The sequence below is a fragment of the Janthinobacterium sp. BJB426 genome, from assembly GCF_002735705.1.
Lineage (GTDB): Bacteria > Pseudomonadota > Gammaproteobacteria > Burkholderiales > Burkholderiaceae_D > Janthinobacterium.
In genome coordinates this window covers 42,778-66,909 of the sequence record NZ_PDZL01000024.1, presented here as the reverse complement: position 1 = coordinate 66,909, position 24,132 = coordinate 42,778, and the positions used below count along the sequence as shown (strand labels likewise).

The 24,132-nt window shown below is 62.3% G+C and carries 17 protein-coding genes; 6 read left to right on the top strand and 11 right to left on the bottom strand.

What is annotated here, in order from left to right; all coding sequences use genetic code 11:
- Window positions 1-264: 264 nt before the first annotated feature.
- Window positions 265-1,419 carry a patatin-like phospholipase family protein gene (locus tag CSQ93_RS25505; RefSeq protein WP_099380451.1) on the top strand — a complete coding sequence of 385 codons (1,155 nt, stop codon included), beginning with the start codon at window positions 265-267 and terminating at the stop codon, window positions 1,417-1,419.
- A 150-nt stretch (window positions 1,420-1,569) separates the two neighbouring features.
- Here the strand turns inward: CSQ93_RS25505 and CSQ93_RS25500 are convergent, their stop codons facing one another.
- Genes CSQ93_RS25500 through CSQ93_RS25490 form a run of 3 tightly spaced genes read right to left on the bottom strand, consistent with a single transcriptional unit; the run spans window position 1,570 to window position 2,575 of the window.
- Window positions 1,570-1,872 carry a hypothetical protein gene (locus CSQ93_RS25500; protein ID WP_099380450.1) on the bottom strand — a complete coding sequence of 101 codons (303 nt, stop codon included), beginning with the start codon at window positions 1,870-1,872 and terminating at the stop codon, window positions 1,570-1,572.
- Between the two features lie 44 nt (window positions 1,873-1,916).
- The gene (locus CSQ93_RS25495; RefSeq protein WP_010396415.1) at window positions 1,917-2,069 is read right to left on the bottom strand and encodes a DUF3309 family protein; all 153 of its coding nucleotides are present in this window, start codon (window positions 2,067-2,069) and stop codon (window positions 1,917-1,919) included.
- 59 nt (window positions 2,070-2,128) lie between these two features.
- Entirely contained in the window at window positions 2,129-2,575 is a 447-nt protein-coding gene (locus CSQ93_RS25490) for a glycine zipper 2TM domain-containing protein (protein WP_070278587.1), read from the bottom strand.
- A gap of 265 nt (window positions 2,576-2,840) precedes the next feature.
- Between CSQ93_RS25490 and CSQ93_RS25485 the strand changes: the two genes are divergently transcribed.
- The 3 genes from CSQ93_RS25485 to CSQ93_RS25475 all read left to right on the top strand — a co-directional run bounded on the left by CSQ93_RS25485 (window position 2,841) and on the right by CSQ93_RS25475 (window position 5,057).
- A complete protein-coding gene (locus tag CSQ93_RS25485) occupies window positions 2,841-3,395 on the top strand; it encodes a hypothetical protein (protein WP_099380449.1) in 555 nt (184 codons plus the stop codon).
- An 82-nt stretch (window positions 3,396-3,477) separates the two neighbouring features.
- Entirely contained in the window at window positions 3,478-3,789 is a 312-nt protein-coding gene (locus tag CSQ93_RS25480; protein ID WP_046682432.1) for a BON domain-containing protein, read from the top strand.
- A gap of 71 nt (window positions 3,790-3,860) precedes the next feature.
- Window positions 3,861-5,057, top strand: a complete 1,197-nt coding sequence (locus CSQ93_RS25475) for an AI-2E family transporter (RefSeq protein ID WP_416208759.1) — start codon at window positions 3,861-3,863, stop codon at window positions 5,055-5,057.
- A gap of 62 nt (window positions 5,058-5,119) precedes the next feature.
- Here the strand turns inward: CSQ93_RS25475 and CSQ93_RS25470 are convergent, their stop codons facing one another.
- Complete coding sequence (locus tag CSQ93_RS25470; protein WP_099380457.1) at window positions 5,120-6,067, bottom strand: YihY/virulence factor BrkB family protein; 948 nt, start codon at window positions 6,065-6,067, stop codon at window positions 5,120-5,122.
- Window positions 6,068-6,137: 70 nt separating this feature from the next.
- Window positions 6,138-7,163: an OmpA family protein gene (locus CSQ93_RS25465; protein ID WP_099380448.1), complete on the bottom strand. Its 1,026-nt coding sequence runs from the start codon at window positions 7,161-7,163 to the stop codon at window positions 6,138-6,140.
- A 471-nt stretch (window positions 7,164-7,634) separates the two neighbouring features.
- On the opposite strand from CSQ93_RS25465, the gene CSQ93_RS25455 reads away from it, so the two are divergent.
- Together CSQ93_RS25455 and pbpC are read left to right on the top strand one after the other, a co-directional pair.
- Window positions 7,635-13,379, top strand: coding sequence for an alpha-2-macroglobulin family protein (locus CSQ93_RS25455; protein WP_233516345.1), 5,745 nt, complete (start codon window positions 7,635-7,637; stop codon window positions 13,377-13,379).
- Window positions 13,376-15,493 (top strand): penicillin-binding protein 1C, encoded by a 2,118-nt coding sequence (pbpC, locus tag CSQ93_RS25450; protein ID WP_233516344.1) that lies wholly within the window; start codon window positions 13,376-13,378, stop codon window positions 15,491-15,493. The genes CSQ93_RS25455 and pbpC overlap by 4 nt, the downstream gene beginning before the upstream one ends.
- Here pbpC and CSQ93_RS25445 read toward each other — a convergent pair whose 3' ends face one another.
- The 6 genes from CSQ93_RS25445 to CSQ93_RS25420 form a co-directional block, all read right to left on the bottom strand.
- Window positions 15,494-17,116 carry a type VI lipase adapter Tla3 domain-containing protein gene (locus CSQ93_RS25445; protein ID WP_158301368.1) on the bottom strand — a complete coding sequence of 541 codons (1,623 nt, stop codon included), beginning with the start codon at window positions 17,114-17,116 and terminating at the stop codon, window positions 15,494-15,496.
- A 113-nt stretch (window positions 17,117-17,229) separates the two neighbouring features.
- Window positions 17,230-19,545: a T6SS effector phospholipase Tle3 domain-containing protein gene (locus CSQ93_RS25440; RefSeq protein WP_099380445.1), complete on the bottom strand. Its 2,316-nt coding sequence runs from the start codon at window positions 19,543-19,545 to the stop codon at window positions 17,230-17,232.
- 92 nt (window positions 19,546-19,637) lie between these two features.
- Window positions 19,638-20,297, bottom strand: a complete 660-nt coding sequence (locus tag CSQ93_RS25435; protein WP_099380444.1) for a hypothetical protein — start codon at window positions 20,295-20,297, stop codon at window positions 19,638-19,640.
- 90 nt (window positions 20,298-20,387) lie between these two features.
- Window positions 20,388-20,678, bottom strand: a complete 291-nt coding sequence (locus CSQ93_RS25430; protein WP_099380443.1) for a hypothetical protein — start codon at window positions 20,676-20,678, stop codon at window positions 20,388-20,390.
- Window positions 20,679-20,783: 105 nt separating this feature from the next.
- A complete protein-coding gene (locus tag CSQ93_RS25425) occupies window positions 20,784-22,130 on the bottom strand; it encodes a sigma-54-dependent transcriptional regulator (RefSeq protein ID WP_099380442.1) in 1,347 nt (448 codons plus the stop codon).
- Window positions 22,117-24,024, bottom strand: a complete 1,908-nt coding sequence (locus tag CSQ93_RS25420; RefSeq protein ID WP_099380441.1) for a sensor histidine kinase — start codon at window positions 24,022-24,024, stop codon at window positions 22,117-22,119. The genes CSQ93_RS25425 and CSQ93_RS25420 overlap by 14 nt, the downstream gene beginning before the upstream one ends.
- Window positions 24,025-24,132 lie beyond the last annotated feature (108 nt).

Sequence of the window (24,132 nt, the reverse complement as noted above, 5' to 3'; positions counted from 1 at the left end):
AGGGCCATGCCTGTCTGCCGCTGGCGTCGGTTCAGGTGAGCAAACTGGGCGATAAAACGGATCCATTCGGCTGGCTGCATGATCTGCTCCCTGTGTGGTAAGTATGCAGAGTCAGACAGCAATGCCATAGGAAGATTCCGGCATTTCCCCTATTTGTCGATGACAGAGCGTTTTTTTTGCCCGTACCCAACGTCCGGCGCAGACCGACGCAATCCCTTACAATGATTCACGCCGCATCCGCGCGGCGGACAGAGGGCCATCTTGATGACGAATTCGAAGACACCGATCAATCAGTTAAATCCCTCGCGCCTGCGCATCGTGCTGGTGCTGCAAGGCGGCGGCGCACTGGGCGCCTATCAGGCGGGCGTCTACCAAGCGCTGCACGAACATGGCCTGGCGCCCGATTGGGTGGTGGGTACCTCGATTGGCGCCATCAATGCCGCCATTCTGGCGGGCAACAAGCACGAAGACCGGCTCGTGCGGCTGAAACAGTTCTGGCAGCGCGTGGCGCACCGCGACAGCGTCGACATGAATATGATTTCCGACCAGCAGCGCCGCTCGAACATCTGGCTGGCCACGCTCGATACGGTGCTGCGCGGCGTGCCTGGCTTCTTCAAGCCGCGCACCTTCAGCCTGTTTTCCGCCGGAATCGCCGTCAAGCCGGAAGAGGCCAGTTTTTATGACACCAGCGAGCTGGCCAGTACCCTCGAGGAACTGGTCGATTTCGATTACCTGAACCAGCCTGGCGGCATGCGCCTGACGGTCAATGCCCTGCGCGTCAAATGCGGCAGCCTCACCAGTTTCGACAGCCAGCAGCAGTCCCTGACGGCGGATCACATCCGCGCCAGCGGTGCCTTGCCGCCCGGTTTTGCCGGCGTGCGCGTCGATGGCGATTTATACTGGGATGGCGGTTTGTACTCGAACACCCCGCTGGAAACCGTGCTCGACGATACGCCCCACGTCGACACCCTGGTCTTCATGGTGGACCTGTGGAGCTCGGAAGGGCCGGAACCGAGCACCCTCGACGAAGTGCAGACGCGGCAAAAGGACGTCACCTTCGCGTCGCGCTCGAAGCGGCATATCGCCGATTACGTCAATACGCACACCTTGCAGCGCAAATTGCGCGAACTGTACGCCGGCCTGCCCGACACAAAGCATAACCGGCAGCAGACAGAAGAGCTCGTTGCGCTGGGCTGCGACAGCACCATGCACATCGTGCGCCTGCCATACGCGGGGCGCGACTGGCATATGGCGGCCAAGGACATCAATTTTTCCAGGGGCTCCATCGAATGGCGCTGGGAGCAGGGCTACCAGGATGGATTGCGCGCGATCAAGGCGGCTGGCTGGCTGGCTTTTGTGACGGAAGACACACCGCTGGTTGTGCACGAGTTGCCGCCTTACGAGCGCGACGCCGCTTAGTGACGCCTGTCAAAACCTGCTGCGCGTCGGTATAGGCGGCCTGCGATGCTCACCGGCTCGGCGCCCCCGTACCTTCGTACGGTTGCGCTTCTTAGCCACCTCTCCCTTCCGCTCGCGACGGTTTTATCAGGTGTTGCCGGGAGCGGCTTATCACTGCGGATGGGCTGCCTCGCGCAGTTTTTCCGCGTTCGCCATGTCTTGCCGATACGTGTCTTGCGCGTCCTTCAGGCAACTGGCGCGCGCGGTGGATGGTTCCGAGCGGCAGGCTTTCTTGGCTTCCGCCAGGGCGGCGGCGATTTCCTTGCGCAGGGTGCGCAGCTGGGCTTGCGCCGTGCTGTCTTCCTGGTACCAGCGTTGCGGGTCGCCCGGCTGCGGCGTGGCCGTCTGCGCCAGCGCGAATGGCGCCAGGCTGCAGGCGAGCAGGGTGGCCAAGAGTGTGTTGTGGATAGTCATGATATTTCCTCCTTGAAATAAAAAAGGCGCCGTAGCGCCTTTTTTTACAACCTGCCCGTCAGTAATAGCAGGATCAGTATCACTACGACCAGGCCGGCGATGCCGCTGGGGCCGTAACCCCAGTTGCGGCTATGCGGCCAGGTGGGCAGGACGCCGACCAGGGCCAGGATCAAGATGATCAGAATGATGGTGCCCATGGTATCTCCTTGTTGGTGCATGGTCCGGCGCAGGCTTGCGGACAAGCCCGGCCAGGGGATTAATAGCGGTAGACGCGGCCGTCAACGACGCGCACGCGGTTGCCCGGGCGCAAATCATTCGCGTTGTCCTGCACCACGGTGCGGTATTCGCCGTTGTCGAGGCGTACGCTGATCTGGTAAGCCTGCGCCTGCTGCCTGCGGCCTTCCACCTGGTTGCCCACGACGCCGCCGGCGACGGCGCCCGCCACGGTGGCGGCCGTGCGTCCGCCGCCCGAACCGATGGTATTGCCCAGCAGGGCGCCGGCGATGCCGCCGACCACGGCGCCGGCGCCGCTGGTTTGTCCGCCGCCCTGCACGATCTGGATGGAGTCGACGGTGCCGTACATGGCCGATTCAGGCTGGTTGGCCGGGTAATACTGTTGTGACTGGGACGGGCCTGTTGCGCAACCGCTCAGTACGGCGGTGGCGGCGAGCATCAGTGCAGCCAAGGTGGCGTTGGTTTTCATTTTATTCTCCTGACGAGGTGAGGGTGTAGTGCCATCTTAGTCATGCCCCTGTCGCCAGTCTGTACGCTGCCGCACGTACTTATTTCGTGTCGAAATGATATTTTTCTTCACGGTGATCCGGCAAAACGTTGTTATTTCTCCCTGTCTGCCTCCCGTTTTCAAAATAAATTACTTGTGTACGGCAGCGTACAGAAGAGCGGCGGCGATCCACGTAAAACGGTAGTCATGCCAAGCAGACATGCTTGCTACCACCAGGGAGAAATACATGAACAAGAATAAGCTCTTCACCGCCATCGTCGTCAGCCTGGCGTGCGCCGCCTGGGGCGGCCAGGCAGTGGCTGCCACGCCGGAAGCAAAAGCAGCCTACAAGGCGGCCAATGAGCAGGCGGGCCTGAATTACAAACTGGCACATGCCGAATGCGAAAAAATCACGGGCAACCCGAAGGATGTCTGCATCGCCGAAGCGAAGGCCGTGCGCACCTACGATGAAGAAGTTGCTCGGGCGCAATACACGAATACCCTGCGTGCCTACACCAAGGCGCGCATCAAGATTGCCGATGCCAACTACGACGTCGACCTGACGCGCTGCAATGCGCTGACGGGCAACGACAAGGATGTCTGCGTCAAGCTGGCCAAGTCCACCAAGGTGGCGGCCCTAGCCGACGCCAAGGCGGACAAGAAAGTCATCGAAGCGCGCAGCGATGCGCGTGAAGCAAAAAGAAAAGCCGAGTACAAGGTCGCGACAGAAAAATGCGATGCATTAGCCGGCGCAGCCAAGGATGACTGTATCAAGGCTGCAAAAACCCAGTTTGGCTACTGAGCTCCCTCCGGCGCGCAGTCACCACACTGGTATAAGAAGCTCATTGTGAGCACATTGATTGACCACTCCTAAGGAAAAAACCATGAAATTCACTAAATCTATCGCTACTGGCCTTTTCGTCGCTTCCCTGTTCGCTGTTGCAGGTTGCGCTTCGACCCCAACCAAGGAAGGCACGGGCGAGTACATCGACGACGCGGCCATCACCACCAAAGTGAAAGCCAGCATCTTCAATGAGCCTACCCTGAAATCGACGGAAATCAACGTTGAGACCTTCAAGGGCGTGGTTCAGCTGAGCGGCTTCGTGGCCCAGCCTTCGGATGCCGCCAAGGCAGGCGAAGTCGCCCGTGGCGTCAAGGGCGTGAAGTCGGTGAAAAACGACATCCGCGTCAAGTAATTGCCTGACCTGCCGCAGCGGCCAGCCCCATGGCTGGCCCTGCGGCCTCCACCGACCGTCGCGGGAATCGCATGCATATCCAGCCTACAGATACCCCGCCCGAGCCGGTGGCGGCTGCCTCCACCGAGCCTGCCGGGCCACCTCCCGGCGCACCCGTGGAGCAGCCAGACGCATCCCTGCGTTTGCCGCTGCATGTCAATGCGCGCGGCATGGCGCTGGGCATCATCGCCACCGTCAGCTTCATTTATGCGCTGCAGTGGGCACAGAAATTCCTCATTCCCGTCATTTTCGGCATTTTCATTGCCTATACCCTCAATCCCGTCGTCGCCTGGCTGGAAAAGCTGCGCCTGCCGCGCGCCATCGGCGCCACGGCCGTGACGGCCCTGATCCTGTTCGGCTCCCTCGTCGTGGTCGAGCGCGTGCAGGGCGAATTCGAATCCATCGTGGAAGAGTTGCCGGCCGCCACGCATAAACTGTCGCGCCTGATCGCCGCCAGTACGGGCGGCAAGAACAGCACCTTCCAGAAGATGCAGGCCGTGGCCAATGAAATCGAGCAAGTGGCCGCCGGCGCCGAAGCGCGCCGCAACAACCGCCGCGCCGCCGCGGCCGAGGCGCCCAACTTCAAGATCATGGACTGGGTCTGGGCCGGTTCGCTGGGCCTGGTGGGCTTCCTCAGCCAGGCCACCATGGTCATCTTCCTCGTGTTTTTCCTGCTGCTGTCGGGCGACACCTTCAAGCGCAAGCTCGTCAAGCTGACGGGGCCGTCACTGAGCCGCAAGAAGGTCACCGTGCACATCCTGGAAGACATCAATACGTCGATCCAGAACTATATGTTCATGCTGCTCGTCACGAATGGCTTGCTGGCCGTCCTGATGTGGATCGCCCTGCGCGTGATCGGCCTGGAAAATGCGGGCGCCTGGGCCATCGTGGCCGGCTTGCTGCACATCATGCCGTATTTCGGCCCCTTGCTTATCACCATCGCCACGGGCCTGGTCGCCTTTTTGCAGTTCGAATCGCTGGAAATGGTCTTGCTGGTGACGGGCACGTCGATGGCCATCGCCACCCTGGTGGGCACCTTTGTCACCACCTGGATGACGGGGCGCATCGCGCGCATGAATCCCACGGCCGTGTTCATCAGCCTGCTGTTCTGGGGCTGGCTGTGGGGCGTCTGGGGCTTGCTGCTGGGCGTGCCCATCATCGTCATCGTGAAGGTCGTGGCCGAGCGCGTGCAGGGCATGGAAGTGGTGGCGGAATTGCTGGGCGAGTAGTTTGCTACAACGCAAGAAAAACGGCACCCGCGGGTGCCGTTTCCGCATGTGGAGCGAGGGAATCAGGACTGGTGGCGCTTCAATATCTTGACTTGCACATCGCCATCGTCCGTCTTCGGCATATCCTTCATGCTGCCCAGTTGCAGGGCGAACTGGCGCGTAAACTCGGCACCGAGAAAGAAAATTTGCGCCGAGTAGTATACCCACAGCAGCAGGGCCACCAGGGACCCGGCCGCGCCATAGCTGCTGGCCACGCCGCTATTACCGATGTACACGCCAATCGCGTATTTTCCCAATGAAAACATGAAGGCCGTGCCGATGGCGCCGATCAGCACGTCGCGCCAGGACAGCCGCACGCGCGGCAGCATTTTATAGATGACGGCAAACAGGCTGGCGATGACGGCAAAGCCGATCAGGTTCGACAGGATGGTAAACAGCACGGCCGTGTCTTTCCACACGCCTTCCCAGAAGTTGGCGAGGATCGCCATGGCCGCGTTCACCACCAGCGACACCATCAGCAGGAAGGCCAGTACCAGCACCAGGCCGAAGGACAGCAGGCGCGTGCGCAGCATGTCCCAGGCGCCCGCTTCCTTCAGCGGCGGCACTTGCCAGATTTCATCGAGACTGGCTTTCAGCTCGGCAAACACGCTGGTGGCGCCAAACAGCAGCAGGGCGCTGGCGATGAGGGTGGCGATGCGCCCCTGTTCATGGTTTTTCGCCCCGGCCAGCACCAGCTGGATGGCTTCGGCGCCCTGTGTGCCCAGCAAGCCCTGCAGTTGTCCCATCAGCTCGCCGCGCGCGGCGGCCGGGCCATAGAAAAAACCGGCGATGGCGATCACCAGCACGAGGATGGGGGCGATGGAAAACAGGGTGTAATAGGCGAGGGCCGCGCCCTTGCTCGAGGCGCGGTGTTCCAGCCATTCGGTGACGGAACAGACGAGGACACTGCGCATCTGCTTGCTGAACGGCGCCAGGCTGGCCAGCTTGGGATAGCGGGTAGAAATATTCATGATGGCTTTCAATGCAAAAAAGGGGCGCGAGCCCCTTTTTCTATTCATAAGTGGCGTACCACTGTCGAGCTTACTGCACGCGGCGTTCGATGGTGATCTGTTCCACTTCAACGCGGCGGTTTGGTTCCAGGCACTTGATCAGGTCGGCACGCTTCTTGTTATCGCAGGTGACGACAGGATTGGTGGAGCCCTTGCCTTCGGCCGTCAGGCGGTTGGCGGCGACACCGTGACCGACCAGGTATTCCTTGACTGCATCAGCGCGCTGCTGCGACAGTTTCAGGTTGTACTTGGGCGAACCGATGCGGTCGGCATAACCACTGATGACGACGTTGTTGACGTCCGGCGACGCGTTCAGCACGCGGGCGATCTCGTCGAGCTTGGTCTGTGTCGGACCCAGCTTGGCGCTGTCGAACGCGAACAGTTCCGTAGCCGCCATCGTCACTTTTTCAAAGCGTGGCGGCGGTGGTGGCGGTGGTGGCGGCACGACCACGACGACTTCTTCACGCACTGGCGGCGGTGGCGGTGGTGGCGGCGGTGCAGGTGGTTTGTCGAACGCGAAGTTCAGGCCCACGGTGACATAGTAGTTGTTGGACTTGCTGCTCGGATCGAAGGTATTGCCGCGCAGGAAGCCGTGCACATTGCGCACGTCAGCCTGGAACGACAATTGATCGTTGATCGTGGACTGGAAGCCCAGACCCACGCTGGCGTAAGGCGAGCTCTTGCTGCGTTCGCCAAAAGCGAAGCTGGTGTCCTTGTCGCGCTGCATGCCGGCACCAACCAGCAGGAAGGGGCGGAAGGCTTTGCGCGAGAACATGTACAAGCCGTCTACACCCAGCGTATTTTGCTGGTAGCGCTGACCGCCATCCTTGGAACGGGCATACGTGGTGCCCAGCTGGATATCCCAGTCCGGCGAAACGGGTTTACCGAAACGCAAGCCTGCGCCATAGCCGGTTTTATCCGTGGCGAAGTCGGAATCTGGCTTGAGTGCGTTGAGGCTAGGTTGAATGTACCAGGACGGATTGATTTCCTGGGCCTGTGCGCCGAGGGCGGAGCACAGAACTGCGGCGGCAACGGCGATTTTTTTTAGATTATTCACAAGTAACTCCCAACGTTGATAAGAGATTTTCTCTACTGCATCAATGCGACAACTGCCAGACATGCTATTGCTAGAGGTAGACAACAATTCCAGGTGCGCTTTCTTGCGATAAATGCACTGCTGTTGGACTAGAGAATACGGTTGCAGGTTCAAGCGGTCGGTGCGTTGGCGCACAAAGCATTGTTGTATATCAATGGTGTTGCAGATTCACGACAAAGACTTCCGTGTTGAAAAAAACTAATTGGTCTCGGGAAATTTTTGCAATCACGGCCACTTCCTGGCGCCGCGTCCAGAGGCAATCGTACGACTTGTTACCAGCGTGCCACTGTATATTAGCAACAATGATGAGCTTGATAACTAATATTACATTGATGTTGTATTCCTGCCGCGTTCTGTTGCCTTGCCGGGCTTCTTCCGGGCAACTTTTGCGCGCCGCAGCCAGCTCCGCCACTTTTCATCAAGGAGTCACCCGTGTCTGACCTGCCCCATGTTGTTTCTTCCCCGCTGTCCGGCAAACTGGGCCCGCTGGGTCTGCTGCTGTCGCTGGGCCTGGCCATGCCAGCCTGGGCCGATAGCGGCGTGTCCCTGTTTTCACCGAGCGGCACGGTCAAGGCCGTGCGCCAGGTGCGTGCCCAGTTCGCCACGCCGATGGTGCCTTTCGGCGACATGGGCTTGCCCGCGCCGTTCGCCATCGATTGCGGCAAGGCCGAGCCGGCCGTCGTGGCGGGCGCGGGGCGCTGGGCCGACGAGCGCAACTGGAACTACGATTTCGAGCGCGACTTGCCGGCCGGCGTGGCGTGCAGTTTTAGCTTGAAAGCAGGGCTGAAGGACCTGGCCGGCAAGCCCTTGCAGGGAAGCACATCCTACCGTTTCACCACGGGCGGCCCGGCCATCGTCGAGGCCGTACCGTATGACGGCCAGCCGTACATCGATGAAAACCAGATCTTCGTGCTGGGCCTCGATGCCGCGCCGAACGACGCCAGCGTGGCCGCGAACGCGTATTGCCGCGCCGATGGCATCAATGAAAAAATTCCCGTGCGTCTGCTCAAAGGCAAGGAACTGGAGCAGGTATTGACCCTGCGCAAGAGTTTTCTCGACCGCTACCTGACCGTATATTTCAAGAAGCGGGGCACGCTATGGAAAGTGGGCATGCCCGTCGCCAGCAAGGGCGCGCCGCCGCTGCCCGTGACCGTGCTGCAATGCAAGCGCAGCTTCCCCGCCAACGCCAAGGTGTCGCTCGTGTGGGGCGAGGGCATCGCCAGCGCCAGCGGCATCGCCACGGACAAGGCGCAAACCCTGCAGTTCAAGACGCGGCCCGATTTCACGGCCAAGTTCAGCTGCGAGCGCAGCAATCCGAAGGAACAGTGCATACCCTTCCTGCCCATGCGCGTACAGTTTTCCGCCCCCGTGAGCGCGGCGCAGGTGCGCGCCATGACCCTGAAGGGCGGCGGCAAGACGTATGCGCCGACGATTTCAAAAGACGAAGAAAAGGCGGAATTCCTGTACGGCGCCACGTTCAATGGCCCCTTCCCCGTGCAAGCCAGTTTCGTGCTGAACTTGCCGCCAAAGCTGACGGATGACGCTGGCCGCGCCTTGCTCAACCGCGCGCGCTTCCCCATGACGGTGCGCACGGGCGAACAGCCGCCGCTGCTCAAATTCCCGGCCCCGTTCGGCATCATCGAAGCCAAGGGCGACGGCTTGCTGCCCGTCACCGTGCGCAATATCGAGCCCGTGCTGTCGGGCAAGGAGGTCGCGCAGCCATCCGCTGCCGCCACGGGCGCCACCTTGCGCGTGCCCGACAATGACGACAAATTCATCATCGAGTGGATGCAGCGCCTGGCCGGCAATGGCGACGGCGGCGAATACTGGCAGCCGTACGCGCAATATGCGGGCAACATGAGCAAATCCGTGCTGGCGGGCGCGGCCGGCACGCGTCCCATCAGCCTGCCGCGTCCCGATGGCAAGAAAACCTTTGAAGTGATCGGCATTCCTTTGCAAAAACCGGGCTTTTATGTGGTCGAGCTGGCCAGCCCCATCCTCGGCAAGGCGTTGCTGGGCAAACCGACGACGGCCTACATCCGCACGGCCGCGCTGGTGACCAACCTGGCGGCCCACTTCAAGCATGGCGCGCAATCGTCGCTCGTGTGGGTGACGTCGCTCGACAAGGGCGCGCCAGTTGCGAAAGCGCAAGTGGCCGTGCGCGACTGCGCCGGCAAGCTGCTGTGGCAAGGCGCCACGGGCGCGGACGGCGTGGCGCACATCCCCGGCGAGCTGGCCAATTCCAGTTGCAAGAATAATGGCCGCTACTTTATCAGTGCGCGCAGCGGCGGCGACATGACGTTCACGCTGTCGGACTGGGTCGGCGGCATCGAAGCCTGGCGTTTCAATTTGCCCACGGACGACACGCGCGCCGACAACACCCTGCTGGCGACGGTATTCGACCGCACCTTGCTGCGCGCCGGCGAAACCGTGCACATGAAGCATTTCATCCGCAAGCACACGGGCGAGGGCATGAGCCTGGTTGACAAGAATAACGGCCCCGGCAGCGCCACCTCCGTCGTCATCATGCACCAGGGCAGCGACCAGAACTATCAATTGCCCCTGCGCTGGTCCGCCAGCGGCACGGCGGAAAGCGACTGGGTCATCCCCGCCGACGCCAAGCAGGGAGAATACAGCGTCACCATGGCGGGACGCCCGTCCGGCAGTTTCCGCGTGGAAGCGTTCCGCGTGCCCACCATGAAAGCCGTGCTGCAGGGACCGAAAGCGCCCGCCGTGCAGGCGAATCAGCTGGCCCTCGATGCACAAATCACGTATCTGGCCGGCGGCGCCGCCACGAATGCGCCCGTCAAGCTGCGCACGGTGCTGCAAGACAAGAGCGTGACGTTTGCCGACTATCCCGACTATAGCTTCAGCAATGGCGACGTGAAGGAAGGTCTTGTGAAACAGGGCACGGGCTACGACGACGATGAGGGCGAGTGGCAGGACGAAGGCCATGGCGGGCGAGCCGGCGCCGGCGCAGCTGCCGCGGGTACGCAAAGCTTGACCCTGGACAAGGCGGGTGGCGCGCGCATCGTCATTGACCAGTTGCCGCAACTGTCCACGCCGCGCGACCTGGTGGCGGAAATGGCGTTCCAGGATGCGAATGGCGAGACGGCCTCGGTCGCCACGCGCGTATCGCTGTGGCCGTCAAACTATGTGATCGGCATCAAGCCCGATGCCTGGGCCTTGAGCAAGGATGCCTTCAAGTTCACGGTGGCCGTGCTCGGCACCAATGGCAAGCCCGTGGCGAATGCCCCGGTCGCTGTCGATTTCTTCCAGCGCAACAGCTATTCGCACCGCCGGCGGCTGATCGGCGGCTTCTATGCGTATGAAAACAGCAGCGAAGTGGTCAAGCTGGGCCCTGCGTGTTCGGGCAAGACGGACAACAAGGGCCTGTTGATTTGCGACGTGAAAGCGCCCGCCAGCGGCAATCTGGTCTTGCGCGCCCGCACGCAGGATGCCGCCGGCAATGCGGCCGTCGCCAACCGCGAAACCTGGGTGGCCGGCAGCGGCGACTGGTGGTTCAACGCCAGCGACAATGACCGCATCGATGTGCTGCCGGAAAAGAAACGCTATGAACCGGGCCAGGAAGCAAGCTTGCAGGTGCGCATGCCGTTCCGGGCGGGCACGGCCCTGATCACGGTCGAGCGCGAAGGCATCCTCGACACCTATGTGCGCCAGCTCAATGGCCGGGAACCGGTGGTGAATATCCCGGTCAAACCGAATTACGCGCCGAATGTGTATGTGTCCGTGTTTGTCGTGCGCGGGCGTGTCGATGGCGTGCAGCCGACTGCCCTGGTCGACCTGGGCAAGCCGGCCTACAAGATGGGCATTGCACCGCTGAACGTGGGGTGGCAGGCGCATGAGCTGAACGTCATGGTCGTGTCCGACAAGGAAGTGTATAAAACGCGCGACAAGGCGGAAGTATCCGTGCGCGTGCGCCGCGCCGATGGCAAGCCGTTGCCGGCAGGCGCCGAAGTGGCGCTGGCGGCCGTCGACACGGGCTTGCTGGAACTGATGCCCAACGATAGCTGGAAATTGCTCGATACCATGATGGCGCAGCGCAGCCTCCAGGTGGAAACGGCGACGGCGCAGATGCAGGTGATCGGCAAGCGCCACTTCGGCCGCAAGGCCTTCCCGGCCGGCGGTGGCGGCGGCAAGGGCGCCAGCCGCGAATTGTTCGACACCCTGCTGTTCTGGAAGGGCACCGTCAAGCTCGACGCGAAGGGCGAAGCGACCGTGCAAGTGCCGCTGAACGACTCGCTGACGGCATTCCGCATCGTGGCCATCGCCAGCGCGGGCAAGGAATTGTTCGGTACGGGCAGCACGGACATCCGCAGTTCGCAGGACTTGATTTTGATGTCGGGCTTGCCGACCCTCGTGCGCGAAGGCGACCAGTTGCGCGCAGGATTTACGGTACGTAACACCTCGGCCGCCTCCTTGAACGTGGAACTCAACGCCACGGCGGCTGGCAAGGCCTTGCCGCGCCAGAGCTTGACCCTGGCGGCCGGCGAAGCGCGTGAAACGGGCTGGGATTACCAGGTACCGCTCGGTGCGCAAACGGTCGTGTGGGATATCAGCGCGAAAGCGGGAAGCCACACGGATAAACTGAAAATCACGCAAAAAGTGGGCCAGGCGACGCCCGTGCGCACGTATCAGGCAACCTTGCAGCAGATCGACAAACCCGTCAATATGTCCGTGCAAATGCCGGCCGGCGCCTTGCCGGGCCGGGGCGGTATCCAGACCAGCTTTGTCGCCAAGCTCGGTGGCGAGCTGCCCGGCGTGCGCGAGTACATGGCCGCCTATCCCTACACGTGCTTCGAACAAAACACGTCGAAAGCCATCGCCCTGCAAGACCAGGAGGCGTGGAACAAGCTGGCTGCCAGCCTGCCCGCCTACCTGGACAGCGATGGCATGCTGAAATATTTCCCCATCATGGAACAGGGCAGCGACAGCCTGACGGCGTACGTGTTGTCGGCAACGAGGGAAGCGGGCTACGCGATTCCGGAACAGACGAAAAACCGCATGGAAGCAGCCTTGACGGCCTTCGTGCAGGGCCGCATCGTGCGCCGTTCCGCGCTGGACACGACTGACTTGGCCGTGCGCAAACTTGCTGCGCTGGAAGCGCTGTCGCGTTCGAACAAGGTGCCGCCCGATGCCCTGGAGAGTATCAGCATCAACCCGAACCTGTGGCCTACCTCGGCTGTCATCGACTGGAGCTTGTTGCTGCAACGCACGCCAAGCCTGGCGCGCCGCGATGCGCTGCTGGCCGAGGCGCAGCAGATATTGCGTTCGCGCCTGAATTTCCAGGGCACGACCATGGGCTTCTCCACCGAGCGCAAGGATAACTGGTGGTGGCTGATGGTCTCCGGCGACGTCAACGCCAACCGCCTGCTGCTGGCCGTGATGGACGACCCGGCGTGGAAGGATGACATCGGCCGCCTGGTGCGCGGCAGCATGGGCCGCCAGAAGAAGGGCCGCTGGGATACGACTGTAGCCAACGCATGGGGCACCCTGGCCATCAATAAATTCTCGGCCAAATTCGAGTCCACGCCCGTGACGGGCGCCAGCGCCGTCAAATTGGGCGGCGATACGCAAGCCCTCGTGTGGAATGGTGCGGCGAAGGTCGGCCCCGTGCTGCAAGCGTGGCCGAAAGGCACGGATACCCTGGGCCTGGCGCACAGCGGCACCGGCAAACCTTGGGCCACCGTGCAAAGCCTGGCGGCCATCCCGCTCAAGGCGCCCGTCTCCAGCGGTTATACGATCAAGAAAACCATTACGCCTGTGGAACAGAAAACGACGGGCCAATGGTCGCGCGGCGATGTCTACCGCGTGCGCCTGGACCTGTCGGCGCAGGCGGACATGAGCTGGGTGGTGGTCGACGACCCGATCCCCGCCAGCGCCACGGTGCTGGGCAATGGCCTGGGCCGCGATTCGCAACTGCTGACGGCCGGCGAAAAATCCACGGGCTGGGTCTGGCCCACGTTCGAGGAACGGGCGTTCGACGCCTTCCGCGCCTATTACGCCTTCGTGCCGAAGGGTAACTGGAGCGTGGAATACACGGTGCGCCTGAACAATGCCGGGGATTTCAGCCTGCCAGCCACGCGCATCGAGGCCATGTATTCGCCCGAAATGTTTGGCGAGTCGCCGAACGCGAATGTGAAGGTGGCGCAGTGAAACGGTTTGTTTTACTGACGGGCTGTTTGCTGGCCGGCCCGGTCTTCGCTGAAGCGATATTGACACCGGCTCAGGTGCAGGCCGCGTACCGCAGTTCGGAAGCGCAATTGCTGGACCGCAGCGGCGTGCCCCTGCAATCGTTGCGCGTGGATATGAAGGTACGGCGCTTGCCGTGGGTTCCGCTGTCCGATATTTCACCGGCCGTGCAGCAGGCCGTGCTGCTGGCGGAAGACCAGCGCTTCATGCGTCATGGCGGCGTGGATGTGTCCGCGCTGGCCACGGCCGCCTGGGACAACCTGTTTTCAAAAAAGCCCCGGGGGGCCTCGACCATCACCATGCAGCTGGCGGGCCAGCTGGACGCGGATTTGCAGGCGTCCTCGGGCGGACGCAGCCTGCGCCAGAAATGGGACCAGATGCGTGCCGCCCAGGCTATCGAAGACAGCTGGAGCAAGGCGCAGATTTTTGAAGCGTATTTGAATCTGGTCTCGTTCCGCGGCGAGCTGCAAGGCATCGCGTCCGCCTCGTACAGCCTGTTCGGCAAGGCGCCGTCGGGACTGAACCAGACGGACGCCATCATCCTGGCCAGCCTCGTGCGGGCGCCGAACGCGCCGCCGGCCACCGTCACGCGCCGCGCCTGCGCGCTGGCGAAAGAGTGGCGCATGGACAGCAGCTGCCAGCTGATCGGCCAGCGCGTGCAGACGGCCCTGCAGCGTAACGCGTTGTATGCTGAACTGGCGCCGGCGCCGCAAGTGGCGCAGCAGTTGCTGAAGCAGCCGGGCGCGCAAGTCGCCAGCACGCTCGATGGCCCCTTGCAGCGCTTCGCACAGGAAAATCTGCGCCAGCAACTGGCGTCCTTGCGCGAGCGCAATGTCAACGATGGCGCCATCATCGTGTTAGATAACCGTAGCGGAGAAATCCTCGCTTATGTGGGCAATGCGGGCGGCAGCCACGTCGATGGCGTGACGGCCCTGCGCCAGGCCGGTTCCACCTTGAAACCATTCTTGTATGAGCTGGCCATCGAGCGCCGCTTGATGACGGCCGCGTCCGTCATGGACGACTCGCCGCTCGATGTCGCCACGGCATCGGGCATGTACGCGCCGCAAAACTACGACCGCAACTTCAAGGGCTATGTCAGCGCTCGCACCAGCCTGGCCAGCTCGCTCAACATTCCCGCCGTGCGTACAGTGCTGCTGACGGGGCAGGACGGCTTTTACAATCGCCTGAAGGACGTGGGCCTGTCCAGCCTGACGGAAGCGGCCGAATACTACGGCCCCTCGCTGGCGCTGGGCTCGTCCGAAGTGACCCTGCTGGAACTGGCAAACGCCTACCGCGCGCTGGCCAACGGCGGGCTGTACAGCACCGCCAGCCTGCAGCCGGGGCAGGCGGGCAAGGACAGGCGCCGCGTGATGGAGGCAGGCGCCGCCTTCATCGTGGGCGACATCCTGGCCGACCGCGCCGCGCGCAGCATGACGTTTGGCTTGCGCAACGAGCTGGGGACAAATTTCTGGAGCGCCGTCAAGACGGGCACGAGCAAGGACATGCGCGACAACTGGTGCATGGGCTACTCGGCGCGCTACACGGTGGGCGTCTGGGTGGGCAACTTCGACGGCAAGCCCATGTGGGACGTGTCGGGCGTGACGGGCGCCGCGCCCGTGTGGCGCGACGTGATGGATTATCTGCACAGGAACGTGCCCAGCCATGCGCCGAAAGCGCCGTCAGGCGTATTGCAGCAGATGGTGACGTACCAGCCCGCGCTGGAAGCGCCGCGCCGCGAATGGTTTATCTTTGGTACGGAAAGCCCCGTCATCGCCGTGCTGGGCGACACCGTGAAGCCGCCCGCCATCGTGTATCCGGCCGAAGACAGCATCCTCGCCATCGACCCCGACATCCCGCCCGCCCTGCAGCGCGTGTTTTTCCAGGCCCAGGGCAGCCACGCCTTGCGTTGGGTGCTCGACGGCAAGGATATGGGCGCGGCTCTTGACAGCATCAGCTGGCGCCCCGTGCCCGGCAAGCATGCGCTGGCGCTTGTCGATGACGCAGGCAAGACGGTGGCGCAGGTGGCGTTCCAGGTGCGGGGCAATGCGCTGGCACAGCTTGCCGTGCAGGGTAAATAATCAGTTTGATGGATAATTCACCGGGTCGATGGCTGGCGTGACGTAGTGCCGCAGCACATCGCCGCCGTGCGGATGCTTTTGCGTGCGGCGTTTTTCGTCCGACGGCGGGCTGACCAGCACGATGGTCGCTTCGTCCGGGTTGCGCAGGTTCACCACGGCGCTGACGCCGCCATCGCGGTAGCTGCCCATCACGGCGATGGCCATTTGCACGAACAGGGTGGCCGCGCCCGTGTTGCCCAGGCGCTGGTCCGTATCTATCCACTGCTGCGGCTTGCCACTGTCGAGTTCCGTGCCACCATCTTCCGCATGGCTCAGCAAGGTCTTGTGCAGCGCCACCAGCTGCGCCTGATTGCCACCGGTGGCGGCGACCAGGCGCGCCGGGGCGGCGGGGCGCTCGGCTTCCGGCAAGCTGCGCAAGGTTTGCTGCCCGCCCGCCTGCAAGGCTTGTTCGCGCTGATCGCGCCGCGTGAGCGGCTTGCCATCCTTGTCCGTCATCTTGACAAACGTGGGCCTGTGGATGAAGCCGAAGGTAGGCAGGCGGTCCAGCTGCGCCAGCTGTTCCTTGTTGAAGGGCAAGGGAAACCACGGCGTGGGTTGCCAGTCTTTGGGCGGCTGGTAGGTCTTGTGCTGAAGCCTGTCGAGCATGCTGACGCTGCCCGTGCCGCGGATATCGGAGCGCTGCGCGAATTGCGCGGCGACGGGCAGCCATTCGGCGATTGATGGTTGGCGCTGGGTGAAGGCATTCGGGTCTTCCTTCTTGCGCGGATGCGGCACGGCCCGCATCAATTCGTCATACGCCAGATACAAGCGCCGCGCCACGCCGTAGGTATTCAAGTCATCGACGCTGTCCTCGGGCGGCGCGTCATCGTAGGCGAACTTGCGCACGGCATCGATGCGTTCACGCCGGGCCAGCACGAAGAGGGCGGAGGTGTCGGGCATTTCGGGGATGTAGTAGCCATCTTTGAGCAATTCGGGAGTGTTGGGACTGCGATTGATATCGCGCGATTCCATGCCATCATGCGAATTCAAGATGATGTATGGCACGTCAGGATGGGCGTCAAAAAATGCGAAAACATCTTCTAGAATATGCTCGGGATGTTCCTCGAAGCGTCGTGGCCCCGCCACAAACAGATGCCAGTGCATGCCGGAAGAGGCGGTGCTACCTGCCAGACCCATAATGGGCGAGTGTGGTGTATCTTGCAGCGCAGGATCTGCAATGGGACCTTCGGCGTTAAAGATGGGCACGGCAAAATACATAGGGGTGTTCAGCGCGCCATTTTCGAGCGAGTCGCCTGCGCGTCCCCCACTGGTGCCTGCTTTGTCCAGGCTGCTCCATGGATATTTCTTCTTGTCTTGTTCGCGGATGCTGGCATAGGCATTTCCCTTTTGCAGGGCTTCCCACAATTTCCCTTGTCGGTATTTGTCCAGGGTGACGCCGAGACCGATAACCTCCAGCACATATTCCCGCTTTTCCTGTTCGCTGGGCACCATCTGCTGCACTTGCGGCTTTGCGACGACCATAGGCTTGGACGAGTGCAGCCAGCGTGAGCCTAGCAATGTGGCTGCCACGAGAGGCGGGATCAGCAACAGCCCATGCAGGTACTTCAAGACTTTGCTGCTCATCGTGGACTCCAGCAAGAAAGGTGATGGGCTGATCAGTAATGACCAAAGCAATAGCAGTGCCAGTACGCTGGCGACTGCATACAGCGGATATTGCAAGCGGAGGAATAAGCTTTTCATCTTGGTATTTCGTCGCTGGCTTTATGGACGACCGGCGTGACGACTGAATCAGTACGCCTGCCGTTGACTATTTCACATACAACGGTGGAAGGCAGGCCCTCATGTAGGGCGGGAATACAAGCGGGAAGTTCTCCCGAACTGTAATAGCGCGCATTACCTACGATAATTGCCTTACGCGCCGCAGGCTCGGCAGACAAGTAAACCGCGAAATTTTTTGCAAAGGTATCCCACTTCAATATCGATAGGCGTGATATTTTTTCATCGGTTTTCAGCCGCCAATCCGCCACCGCACACAAATACTGGTAAAACCTCGGATCGCTGCTCGCCTTGCCACCGCCGATTGCCACGTCATACGCCGTCACGTTGCGGTGGTTTTCCGCATTGCCGATGATGGCGCCGTGGAAGGATTTGGGACTGACCTCGTTCTGCCAGCGCTTGCGCGCCTCGTTCGGGGTTTCTTCGCGATTCACAAGCAGCATGTCGCCGCCGCCCGGATGGCGCGAGACGCGGTCGAGTTTGCATTGGTCGCCCGCTTCCTTGCCCACGTTCAGGGCCTTTTCCACTTGCTCGTGCTCGCCCGCGCCGAACCTGCCGACGCCGTATTCGGGAATGCGATGCTGCTTCGGACGCGGATCGGCGATGACTTCCTGCCTGCGCATGCGCAAACCTTGCTTGCTGGTTACCGCGATGGCCGCATCGATCGGGTCGACTTCCTCGCACGGTCCTTGCTGGTCGCGCGGCAGCCTGGCCTGGTCGGAATCCCTCGGGAACTTACCAGGGCGGATCTCGCCGCCGTCGAGCACGGCTTTCCCGGGTACGCGCAAGGCTTCGCCATTGATCGTACGCAAGCCTTCGCGCCGTCCCGTTTCCGTGGAAAAGATATTCCATTTACTTGGTTTGACGGGCGGCCACTGTGACTCGGCATGGTTGCCGCGGTGGCCCCGGTTGGCGCCGGCCACGTGGGCATGGTCGTCCTCGCCATCCAGGCGCAGGGCGAAGTCGTGCGGCGGTTGGCCCACCAGCACCGGCCCATTGTTTTTGCCAGCGGCGTCAAGGCGTTGCTTGTTGGTGAAGACGCGCTGGTAAAATCCCTTGCCCAGTTCCGCCAGCGGCTGGCGATGCTGGGATTCCTTGTCCCAGTAGGTGGGACCGTCACCCCAGATGCTTTTGTCCGTCTTGCCCTTGGTTTTGGACAGGCCATGACCGTCGATGTGGTCGGGTATGCCTTGCCAGCCGATGCCCTGCATATTATCCAGCGCTACAGTCATGTCTTCGGGGCAGAAGTACAGGTAGACCTTGCCCCGGTTGTCTCGGTCCGCTTCCGCGCGCCATGCCGCGCCTGCCATGCCGTGGCAGACGGCATGATCCTTGATCTGCGCAAAGGCGGGCGTGGCGTGCTTTTTGGTCACCACGCCTTGCACGATCTGCACCAGGGTTTGCAGGCGCGCATGCAGGGTCTGGCGGTTGCTGATGGCGTCGTACTGGTTTTCCATCGCCGCATCCCGGCCGCCACCAAAGATGCGGCTCGTTTCCGCCGCGCCGAAAAACATGGTCGTGTCTTCCACCAGGCTGTAGGGCGGATGCGTAAGGATCAGCGTGTCGGCCGGCCGCTTGCCTTCGTCGAGCAGGAAGGCCTGTGCCAGAAGCGAGATCAGACAGCCCTGGCTGTGCGCCACGATGGAGACGACATCGTTGCTGTCGTAGTCGCGGATCATGGCGATGAGCGCCGCCAGGCGCTTGGCGGCCAGCACCATGTACATGCGTCCAGGCGCCGTCTTCAAAGGGCGCACGGGGTCGCCGCCCACGTCGTACGGCGAAAACAAGCCCTTGTTCCACATGTCGAGCAGGGTATTGGTGGCATTGCCGAACGGGCCGCCGTTCTTCGACATATCCTTGTCCAGGCGGTTGCCGTAGCGGTCCGTGTTCTGGCCGTTGAGCACCTTGCTGGCGTTGCTGCGTTCGCGAAAGCCCCAGTAAAACGGGATGACGGGACTGTACGTCGTGTCATCATGCTTGCGCTTGAAGTAGACCGCGTCCGGATCGGCGATCACTTCACGCTTGTCGGCCTCCTGTGGCAGGCGGTAGGTGGCTGGGGTGAACACGTGCCCGCCGCCATACATGCGCGCATCGAGTCCCTGGCAGAGTCCTTGTTCCACGGCACTGAAACTCGTACCCACGTCGTTGACGCCATGGATGACGATGATGTTGCCCGGCAGCTCAGGGCGGATGCGCACGATGGCGTCGTTGAGGCGGCCGCCATGGAGCAGGGCGCTACTCTTGCCGCTGGTGTAGGGAAGTTTGGGATACGCCATCGCCGCTCCATGCTGACCAGACAGGTCAGTGTAGAGGGGCGGGATGGCGGATTAATTGCGTTTACGCAAGTATTGCGGAAAAGAAGGGGGCCTTACGGCGCACTGATGATCTTCGTCAGCGCGATGCGATACGCGGGCTGCACATCGCCATCCTTGTCCAGCTTGTCCGTCATGATCACGCCGTAGCCTTGCGCGTACCACACGTATTCGCCGCTCTTGCCTTTGCTCTTGCCACCGACGTCGCGCAGTTCGAACTTGCAGGCATCGGGGAAGCGGCGGCCGCCCAGTTCCAGGCGTTCCCAGCCGAGGAAGGTGATGGAAAAGTTGCGCTCGTCCGTGCGCGTGGAGGTGGTGATCTTGTCGGACAGGCCCGCCAGCGGGTAGTGCGTGCTCGTTTGCGTGTCCGTGAATTGCACGCGCACTTCCTGGCCGGGGCGCATGGTGGCGGGGATGGCGGACTGCGGCGTGTAGACGTTCTTGCTGCGCACCGTGCCGTCTTCATTGTAGTGGACGTTGCCCGTGAGGAATACCTGGCCATCGCGGATGTCCTGGTAGGACGTGGCCAGCAGCACGCCGCCGTTGAGGATCAGCTGCGTGCCCTTGAGTTTCTTGCCCTCGAAGGTTTCTTCGACGTTGACTTGCGCGTCGCCATTGTTCTTGCTGAACTTGACACCCGTCGTCAGTTCCATGCACTCGCCCACCGTGGGCGCTGCCTGTACGCTCGCGGCGGACAATACGCCTGCCGCTATCATTCCACACCATGCTGCTTTCATTGTTTTCCTGGCTATCTTGCAAAGGCGCGATGATAGCGTGCCTGGAAGCAACGTGGCGCAGCGCTGACGCTATTTCGTGGGAGCGACGGGGATGCTGGGCACAGCCGGTGTGGACGCTGGCGGCGCTGTGGGCTTCCCGCGCCGCGTGCGCTTGTCCGTGCGCGCCTTGGCGGGCTTGGCGTCGTGGACCAGCTTGCCCTTGTTGTCCAGTTTGTCGGACTGGTCCGATTTCTGGCCAGAATCATTCGGATTGTTGGTGTGGTTGCCCGTCTGGTTCAGATTCGTCGTCGATTGGGCTTGCACCCAGGCGCCGCCGACGGTCATCAGGGTGGCGGCCAGCAAGAGAGCGGCGGTTTTCATGGCAGTGTCCTGTGCAGAAATGAGTAAGAGCTTGCATTCTCACACAGGATACCGCCGGCACGGGTAGGACGCGGCCTCATGCTTGTGTCGGCTGGTTGCTACTGATTATCGGAATTGCTCCGTCGAGATATCAAATCGCTTGAGCTTGTCGTACAGGGTTTTCTTCGGAATATTCAGGCTGGCGGCCGCGTCGATGACGTTGCCATTGTGGCGGCGCAAGGCTTCCTCGATGATGGAAATCTCGAAAGTGTCGACTTGCTCGGCCAGCGAGGCTTCGCGGCAGCCGGCCGGGCTGAGGGTATCGTCGAGCAAGCCCAGCACGAAGCGGTCGGCCACATTGTGCAGCTCGCGCACATTGCCGGCCCAGCGCTGCGCCATCAGCGAGGAGATCAGTTCGCCGCTGACGAGGGCGGCCGGCTGGCCATAGCGCAGCGCCGCCTGCAGCACGAAAAATTCGAACAGCAAGGGGATATCCTCGCGCCGGTTGCGCAGGGCAGGCAGGGTCAGGCTGGCCACGTTCAGGCGGTAATACAGGTCGGGCCGGAATTTGCCCAGTTCCGCCAGCACATTCAAGTCTTCCTTGGCGGCGGCGATGACGCGGAAATTGACGGAAATCAATTTATTGGAGCCGAGCCGCTCCACCTGCCGTTCCTGCAGCACGCGCAGCAGCTTGACTTGCAGGGCCAGCGGCATGCTTTCGATTTCGTCCAAAAACAGGGTGCCGCCGTTCGCGTATTCGATCTTGCCGATGCGCTGGCGCTGCGCGCCCGTAAACGCGCCTTCCTCGTGGCCGAACAGTTCCGACTCGAAAATCGATTCGGGCAGCGCACCGCAGTTGATCGCCACGAAAGGGTGGTCGCGCCGCTCGCTGAAGTCGTGCAGGCAGCGGGCGATGAGTTCTTTTCCTGTCCCCGTTTCGCCCAGGATGATGATGTCGGCAGACTTGGGCGCCAGGTTCAGCACCAGCTGGCGCACCTTGGCCATGGCCGCGCTGCGGCCCACGATGCGCGCTTCGATGCCGACCCGCTGCTCGAGCTGGCGGCGCAAGTTCATGTTTTCCAGCACCAGGTGGCGTTTATCGAGGGCGCGGCGGCACACTTCCACCAGCAAGTCGGCGGAAAATGGTTTTTCGATGAAATCGTAGGCGCCACGGCGCATGGCGCCCACGGCCATCGACACGTCGCCGTGGCCCGTGACGAGGATGACGGGCAGGCTGGCATCCTGCGCCACGGCGATATCGAGCAGTTTCAAGCCATCCATGCCGGGCAGCTTGATGTCGCTCAATAAGATGCCCGCAAATTCGGGCACTAGGTAGGGCAGCGCTTCTTCGGCCGTGGCGACGGCCGTCACTTGCAGGCCGGCCAGTTCCAGCGATTGCCGGGCGCCCTTGCGCACGACGGCATCGTCTTCCACCAGCAGCACTTGCATGCCTTCAAAATTATTCTCGTGCATTTGGTGTTTCCCCTGTCTCTCTATTCTTTTCCCCCGGGTCGCAGCTCAGGGTGATGGTAAATTGCGCGCCGCCCCCTTCCTGCGCGCTGCGGTTGCGCACGGCCAGGGCGCTGCCGGCCGCGCGCAGTATGCCTGCGCTGATCGACAATCCCAAGCCCAGCCCGTGTTCCTTGGTGGTATAGAAGGGGTCGAAGATCTTGTCGAGCGAGGCCAGCGGGATGCCGGGGCCATTATCGGTGATATGCAGCACGGCGAGGTCGCCTTCGCGGCGCACCTGGAACCAGATCTGCACGGGCTCGCTTTCCGGCACGGCATCCATGGCATTGGTGATCAGGTTGGTAAACACCTGTTCCAGGCCGATGGCGTTGCACAGCACGATGATGTCGTCCTCAAGCCAGCTTTCATGCAGGGTCAGGCGCTGCGAATGCTTGCGCGTGCGGATTTGCAGCATGGTTTGCGCAAATGCCTGGCGCACGCTGACGGGCTTGCGCGCATCGTCGCTGCGCCGCGCAAAGCCCTTCAATTGCGACGTCACATAGCCGAGCCGCTTGACGAGGTCGGAAATGGTCGACAGGTTATCGAGCGCATCGTCGATGCGGCCCCTTGCCAGAAACACCTTGGCATTGTCGGAAAACGTTTGCAGGGCGGCCAGCGGCTGGTTCAGTTCGTGCGTCACGCCGGCCGCCATCTGGCCGATGGCGGCCAGCTTGCCGCTTTGCACCAGTTCCGCCTGGGCATAGCGCAGGGTCTGTTCGGCCCGCTCGCGCTCGGCCACCTCGGCTTGCAGGCGGCCATTCGCGTGCACCAGGTCGGCCGTGCGCTGCTCGACCTTGATTTCCAGCTGTTCATAGGCGCGCGCCAGGGTTTGCTGCGCATTGAGCTTGTCGGCGATGCGGCGTCGGCGCTGGCGCGCATACATCAGGGCCAGCAGCAGCAAGGCCCAGCCCAGCGCGGCGGCGATGGCCGCGTTGCGCGCCGCTTCGTCGACCTGGTCGAGTTCGGCCAGCACGGTGATTTGCCATTGCAGCGGGCCCAGGGCGCGGTTCACGGCCAGATAGTCTGCGCTGCCGGACAGGGCGGGCGTATCGCCCGTCTGCGGACGTTCCAGGGTCATCACGCTGGCGCCATCGGCGAACTGGCGCCGCAGCCGGTGCGGCAAGATGGGCAGGTTTTCTTGCAGGAACTGGCGCTGTTCGCTGATGTTGTTCTTGGCGTCCGCCGACAGCGGGGCCAGTGTCTTGAACTTGAAGGCGGGTGTGGTGGCCAGGATTAGCACGCCATTCGCGTCCTTGACCCAGATCTGTTCGCCCGCGCCCGGTGTGCGCCACGATTGCTCGATCCAGTCCAGGTTGACCTTGGCGGCGACGATGCCGATGATGCGCCCGTTGCGCTGCACGGGTTGCGAAATGAAATAGCCGGCCTCGAAGGTCGAGGCGCCGATGCCGTAGAAGCGGCCGATGCCGCCCGCGAACGCATCCTTGAAATAGGGCCGGAAACCGTAGTTGACGCCGACATACGAGCTGCGGTCTTGCCAGTTGCTCGACGCCAGGGTCGTGCCCTTGTCATCGAGCACGTAGACGGCAAAGGCGCCCGCGCGGCGGTTCATGTCGACCAGGTAGGCGTTGATCTGCGTGACCTTGTCGGCGCTGGGCTGTTCCAGTAATTGCGCCACGGCATCGCTCTGGGCCACGGCCAGGGGCAGGAATTCGTACTTGTTGAGGGCGCCGCCGATGGATGCCGCATACAGTTCCGCGCGCGAATCGAGCGTGCGGTGCAATTCATCGAGCTGGCGCTGCTTGACCCAGGCATACGACGCCCACGTCAGCACGACCAGCGACCCCACGGCCAGCAGGGGGCCGAGCGCGGGTCTCAGGGTCCGTTTGCCGAATGCCATGGTGCTCCGTGTGTCGGGTTAAGCGCGCGAGGGCCGCCAAGGCGGTATTGTAGTGTACGGTGGGATTCGCCTTGAATCGGCGAATCCTGATCTATATATGACATGCAA

Bases quoted from the DNA above. Each gene is read 5' to 3' on its own strand.
- CSQ93_RS25435 (WP_099380444.1), bottom strand. From the start codon at position 20,297: ATGATAGCGGCAGGCGTATTGTCCGCCGCGAGCGTACAGGCAGCGCCC.
- CSQ93_RS25420 (WP_099380441.1), bottom strand. From the start codon at position 24,024: ATGGCATTCGGCAAACGGACCCTGAGACCCGCGCTCGGCCCCCTGCTG.
- CSQ93_RS25470 (WP_099380457.1), bottom strand. From the start codon at position 6,067: ATGAATATTTCTACCCGCTATCCCAAGCTGGCCAGCCTGGCGCCGTTC.
- CSQ93_RS25425 (WP_099380442.1), bottom strand. From the start codon at position 22,130: ATGCACGAGAATAATTTTGAAGGCATGCAAGTGCTGCTGGTGGAAGAC.
- CSQ93_RS25475 (WP_416208759.1), top strand. From the start codon at position 3,861: ATGCATATCCAGCCTACAGATACCCCGCCCGAGCCGGTGGCGGCTGCC.
- CSQ93_RS25490 (WP_070278587.1), bottom strand. From the start codon at position 2,575: ATGAAAACCAACGCCACCTTGGCTGCACTGATGCTCGCCGCCACCGCC.
- CSQ93_RS25480 (WP_046682432.1), top strand. From the start codon at position 3,478: ATGAAATTCACTAAATCTATCGCTACTGGCCTTTTCGTCGCTTCCCTG.
- CSQ93_RS25440 (WP_099380445.1), bottom strand. From the start codon at position 19,545: ATGGCGTATCCCAAACTTCCCTACACCAGCGGCAAGAGTAGCGCCCTG.
- CSQ93_RS25430 (WP_099380443.1), bottom strand. From the start codon at position 20,678: ATGAAAACCGCCGCTCTCTTGCTGGCCGCCACCCTGATGACCGTCGGC.
- CSQ93_RS25485 (WP_099380449.1), top strand. From the start codon at position 2,841: ATGAACAAGAATAAGCTCTTCACCGCCATCGTCGTCAGCCTGGCGTGC.
- CSQ93_RS25505 (WP_099380451.1), top strand. From the start codon at position 265: ATGACGAATTCGAAGACACCGATCAATCAGTTAAATCCCTCGCGCCTG.
- CSQ93_RS25445 (WP_158301368.1), bottom strand. From the start codon at position 17,116: ATGAGCAGCAAAGTCTTGAAGTACCTGCATGGGCTGTTGCTGATCCCG.
- CSQ93_RS25495 (WP_010396415.1), bottom strand. From the start codon at position 2,069: ATGGGCACCATCATTCTGATCATCTTGATCCTGGCCCTGGTCGGCGTC.
- CSQ93_RS25500 (WP_099380450.1), bottom strand. From the start codon at position 1,872: ATGACTATCCACAACACACTCTTGGCCACCCTGCTCGCCTGCAGCCTG.